The sequence below is a fragment of the Stenotrophomonas sp. PS02289 genome (genome assembly GCF_029960115.1).
Lineage (GTDB): Bacteria > Pseudomonadota > Gammaproteobacteria > Xanthomonadales > Xanthomonadaceae > Stenotrophomonas.
This window is the reverse complement of record NZ_JASCOZ010000255.1, coordinates 1-4,271: the sequence shown is the minus strand read 5'-3', so window position 1 is coordinate 4,271 and position 4,271 is coordinate 1. Positions and strand designations below refer to the sequence as shown.

Annotated in this window: 4 protein-coding genes and 2 pseudogenes; 2 read left to right on the top strand and 4 right to left on the bottom strand. The window is 62.4% G+C overall.

The features are described 5' to 3' along the window. Nucleotides 1-89 precede the first annotated feature (89 nt). The 3 genes from msrA to QMX83_RS20470 all read right to left on the bottom strand — a co-directional run bounded on the left by msrA (nucleotide 90) and on the right by QMX83_RS20470 (nucleotide 2,096). Nucleotides 90-629 (bottom strand): peptide-methionine (S)-S-oxide reductase MsrA, encoded by a 540-nt coding sequence (msrA, locus tag QMX83_RS20480; protein WP_282298470.1) that lies wholly within the window; start codon nucleotides 627-629, stop codon nucleotides 90-92. Between the two features lies 1 nt (nucleotide 630). Then, nucleotides 631-1,074 (bottom strand): peptide-methionine (R)-S-oxide reductase MsrB, encoded by a 444-nt coding sequence (gene msrB, locus QMX83_RS20475; RefSeq protein WP_077566235.1) that lies wholly within the window; start codon nucleotides 1,072-1,074, stop codon nucleotides 631-633. Nucleotides 1,075-1,220: 146 nt separating this feature from the next. Next, nucleotides 1,221-2,096 (bottom strand): LysR family transcriptional regulator, encoded by an 876-nt coding sequence (locus QMX83_RS20470; protein WP_176126904.1) that lies wholly within the window; start codon nucleotides 2,094-2,096, stop codon nucleotides 1,221-1,223. A gap of 228 nt (nucleotides 2,097-2,324) precedes the next feature. On the opposite strand from QMX83_RS20470, the gene QMX83_RS20465 reads away from it, so the two are divergent. Continuing rightward, on the top strand, nucleotides 2,325-3,557 hold the full coding sequence (locus tag QMX83_RS20465) for an alpha/beta fold hydrolase (RefSeq protein WP_077566231.1): 1,233 nt from the start codon (nucleotides 2,325-2,327) through the stop codon (nucleotides 3,555-3,557). Nucleotides 3,558-3,664: 107 nt separating this feature from the next. Beyond that, a pseudogene (locus tag QMX83_RS20460) lies at nucleotides 3,665-3,937 on the top strand (peptide-methionine (S)-S-oxide reductase); the annotation flags it as partial. A 6-nt stretch (nucleotides 3,938-3,943) separates the two neighbouring features. Here the strand turns inward: QMX83_RS20460 and QMX83_RS20455 are convergent. Next, a pseudogene (locus tag QMX83_RS20455) lies at nucleotides 3,944-4,271 on the bottom strand (hypothetical protein); the annotation flags it as partial.

Genomic DNA, 4,271 nt, shown 5'->3' with positions numbered 1-4,271 from the left:
CCTCACGGGCGGGGTCCCCCCCGGGGGTGTTTGCGGGGGGTCGTCGGAGGTTGCGAACCGGATCGGCGCGGCACTAACGGCAGCGAAGCCTATTCCGCTGCAGCCCCGGCCGCAGGGCTCACATCGCCGGCCTCATGCCGCTTTGGAAGAACCCAGTCGGGACGGACGAAGTGGCAGGTGTAGCCGCCGGGCCGCTTCTCCAGATAGTCTTGATGTTCCGGTTCGGCCTCCCAGAAATCGCCGACCGGCTCGACCTCGGTGACGACCTTGCCATCCCACAGCCCCGAGGCATCCACATCGGCGATCGTATCCTCGGCGACGCGCTTCTGCTCCTCGTCGACATAATAGATGCCCGACCGGTAGGAGAGCCCACGATCATTGCCCTGGCGGTTCAGCGTCGTCGGATCGTGGATCTGGAAGAAGAATTCCAGGATGTGCCGGTAGCTCGTCACTGTCGGGTCGAAGACAATCTCGATCCCCTCGGCATGCGTGCCGTGATTACGATACGTGGCGTTCGGAATATCGCCGCCCGTGTAACCCACACGGGTCGAGATGATGCCGGGCCGCTTGCGGATCAGATCCTGCATGCCCCAGAAACATCCGCCTGCGAGAACAGCGCGCTGATGCATGTTAAGCCTCCTCTACCTGATCGAGATATTCACCGTATCCCTCGGACTCCATCTCGTCGCGCGGGATGAAGCGAAGGGACGCTGAGTTGATGCAGTAGCGCAGACCGCCGCGGTCGGAAGGACCGTCCGGGAACACGTGGCCCAGATGGCTGTCGGCGTGTACCGACCTGACCTCCGTCCGGACCATGCCGTGTGCGCTGTCCCGCACCTCGTTCACGTTTGCCGGAACGATCGGCTTGGTGAAGCTGGGCCAGCCAGTACCCGAATCGAACTTGTCCGTTGAAGCGAAGAGCGGCTCTCCCGACACTATGTCGACGTAGATGCCAGGCTCCTTGTTGTCGTTGTGCTCGCCCGTGAAGGGCCTTTCGGTCCCCGACTCCTGGGTAATACGGCGTTGCTCGGGGGTCAGGCGGTCAACTGCTGTCTGTGACTTTTCAAACTTCATGATAGTCTCCAATACTTATCTAGAGGTCCAGACACACTGCCGTTCATTTTGCCAGTCATTGGCGTCGACTATCGCAGTGTGCCTTAGATTTTACCAATACGCCGTGCGTATAGTTTCCATAGCGCCGAAGCTCTTCACGTCGTGATTCAGTTCCACTCGTAACGGGCTGCCAGCTGCGCGATATTCCGTATCTCGACCGTTGCCGTGGAGCCGGATACCGTCGCGATCACGACTTCGCGCTCCAAGTCAAATCCGTCGATCGGCCGAGTGACGAGGCCTTGCACGGTGGCCGATCGTTCCGGAAGAATGCATATGGCGTGGCCGTCAGCGACGACCCGTTGCACCCAGTCCTCGCGATCTGATCGAAAGCGAGGTTGCATGAGCAAGTCCCGTCGCGCGAAGTGATCGAGGATCCGATCGCGAAACTCGCATTTCAGGCGATCGACGAAAGGAAACTCGAGCAGGTCTTCGCCGCGCACGATCTCGTTGGCAGCCAAGGGATGGTTTGCAGAACAGCCGAGCACGAAGCGCTCCCGAAATAGAGGATGCACATCCAGCTTGCGTTCCGGTCGTGTTTCACGCGGCATGATGCATGCGTGGTATTTTCCTGAAAGCACCTCCGATGTGTCCTCGTTCGACTGGAGCGAGTGCAGCTTGATTTCGATGGATGGCATCTCCGCCAATGCGCTCTCGAAGAACGCCGTAAATTCCTTTGGTCCGACGGTGGGCGCGACGGCGACATCCAGCACGCGGTGCCCCCCCATCGCCCAGTGCTCCGAGTGATTGCGTACGCTCTTCATCGCGACCACCATGCGCCGGAATTCTGCCTCGACGTCATGGCCAAGGCCAGTCAGGCGGCTGTTCTTCCCGTCGCGATAGATCAGCGGCCCGCCAAGCTCATCTTCCAAGCGGCGGATCGCGCGGGTCAGACTTGGCTGTGACACACCGCTCAAGCGAGCAGCTGCTGTGAAATTCAGCGTCTCGGCCAAGTTGATGAAATAGCTGACTTGATTGAGTTCCATAGTCCTTTGGCCCATGCGCCTGACTGATGCCTCTTCCGTGAGCCCGCCTTCGGAAAGCAGGCCACAGAAATATGCTTGGCGCATATAATCATGATCTAGGGGCTTGTCTATATGCGCCAGACATATAAATGATACTCTGAGATGACGCCTACTGGTTGGCGGTGCGCTCTGCTCAGCTCCGTCGAAGGTTCTGAGAGCGCAACCGCCAAGCCGCGAGCTGGAGGTTTGATGGACATGGCAGAAACAACATTCACGTTTGCGAGTGGAGCTGGCTCTCAGCTTTCCGGGCACCTCGAACCGCCAGAGGGAACGCCGCGGGGCTGGGCGATCTTCGCCCACTGCTTCACGTGCGGGAAAGACAGTCGCGCCGCCGTTTACATCTCGCGCGCGCTGTCGCGTGCGGGCATCGGGGTCTTGAGGTTCGATTTCGCCGGAACCGGGATCAGCGGTGGGTCGGGGGAACCTGTGAGTTTCGCGTCGGACGTCGAGGACCTTAGGGCTGCCGCAAAGGCGATGGCGGCGGCGGGTATGTCACCCTCCCTCCTTGTCGGGCACAGCCTGGGTGGCACCGCTGCGATCGTAGCCGCGGCCGAGTTGCCTGACGTTGCGGCGGTGGCGACGATTGGTGCGCCGGCCGACCTTCAGCATATCTTGCGGCTCTTCGGACCGAATGATCTGGACACCATCGCGAGCGAGGGCGAGGCCTCGGTGGAGATCGCCGGTAGGCCCTTCCTCATTCGCCGAGGGTTCCTTGAGGCGGTTGAGGGGATCGACGTCGAGAAGGCCATTGCCTCCCTGCGACGGCCGGTGCTGGTCATGCACTCTCCGCTGGATCAGGTGGTCGGCATCGACCACGCGTCGCGCATCTTCGTCGCGTCCAGGCACCCTAAAAGCTTCATCTCGCTCGACAACGCGGATCACCTTCTCACCGACGTCGCGGACGCGAACTACGCTGCGGCCATGGTGGCGGTTTGGGCGAGCCGCTTTCTCCCACCACTCACGGCGGATCTTCCGCAGGTCGAGGTTGCGGAGGGCGTCGTCGCCACCGAAACTCTTGCAGGGACGTTCCAGCTCAAGGTCCGCAGCGGCGAGCACACTCTGTTCGCCGACGAGCCAGCATCGGTCGGTGGCCTCGGGACCGGACTATCTCCCTACGAGCTCGTATCTGCCGGCCTCGCAGCCTGCACGGTGATGACGATGCGTCTCTATGCGAACCGCAAGGGCTTTCCGCTCGAACGGGCGAGCACGACCGTGCAGCACGAGAAGGTGCCGGACATGATGCCACCCGACCGGTTCACCCGCACCATTGTCCTCGATGGGCCGCTGAGTGATGATCAGCGCGCTCGGATCCTCGCGATCGCTGATCGGTGTCCCGTCGATCTGAGTCTCATCCGGGGTTCGGACGTGCAGACCGAGCTCTTGAGCACCAGTCAGGCTGCGGATCCCGCGAGGCTGGCTTGACCGTGGCGCACACGGAGGAGGGCGAATGGACTGTGAGCCAATCGCCTACCGGCAAAGGGGCGCCCGCGACAGAGCGAGCAATTCTCGCAGGCGGCTGCTTCTGGGGCATGGAGGATTTGCTGCGCCGAGCCAGGGGAGTCATTTCGACGCGGGTCGGTTACATAGGCGGTGAAATGCGTGATCCGACCTATGCGAGACATTACGGCCATGCGGAAGCGGTGGAAGTGACTTTCGACCCTTCCGTTCTCAGCTATCGCTCTCTCCTGGAACTCTTCTTCCAGGTCCACGACCCCACGACCTACGAGCAACAGGGCAGCGATGTCGGTCCGAGCTATCGATCGGCAATTTTCTATACCACCGAGGTGCAGAAGGAAGTCGCCCTGGCGACTTGGCGAGGCCAGACGCTCGGGGCGCTTTTCCTCCGGCACGCCGGTCGCGGTCGGGTGGATCGAGACCGCGGACTCGTAGTCGACCCACAGCACGCGGCCGGCATCGATGGACGGACCGTAGCCGCCGACGAAGCGGCCCGCCGGGGTGGTGCGGTCGCGGCCGGGGATCTCGCGCAGGGCGAGGCCCGCGATGCCGGGGGCGGTGTGGTCGCCCACGGCGGAGCCGAACAGGCCGGGCGCGGCGCCGCGCAGGCGACCATCGCCGCCGAACACGAGGATCTGGGCGGCGGCCTTGTCCATGATCGCGAAGGGATAGCCCTGGCTG

Coding starts and splice junctions, on each gene's coding strand:
- msrA (WP_282298470.1), bottom strand. CDS start 629: ATGCATCAGCGCGCTGTTCTCGCAGGCGGATGTTTCTGGGGCATGCAG.
- msrB (WP_077566235.1), bottom strand. CDS start 1,074: ATGAAGTTTGAAAAGTCACAGACAGCAGTTGACCGCCTGACCCCCGAG.
- QMX83_RS20470 (WP_176126904.1), bottom strand. CDS start 2,096: ATGGAACTCAATCAAGTCAGCTATTTCATCAACTTGGCCGAGACGCTG.
- QMX83_RS20465 (WP_077566231.1), top strand. CDS start 2,325: ATGGACATGGCAGAAACAACATTCACGTTTGCGAGTGGAGCTGGCTCT.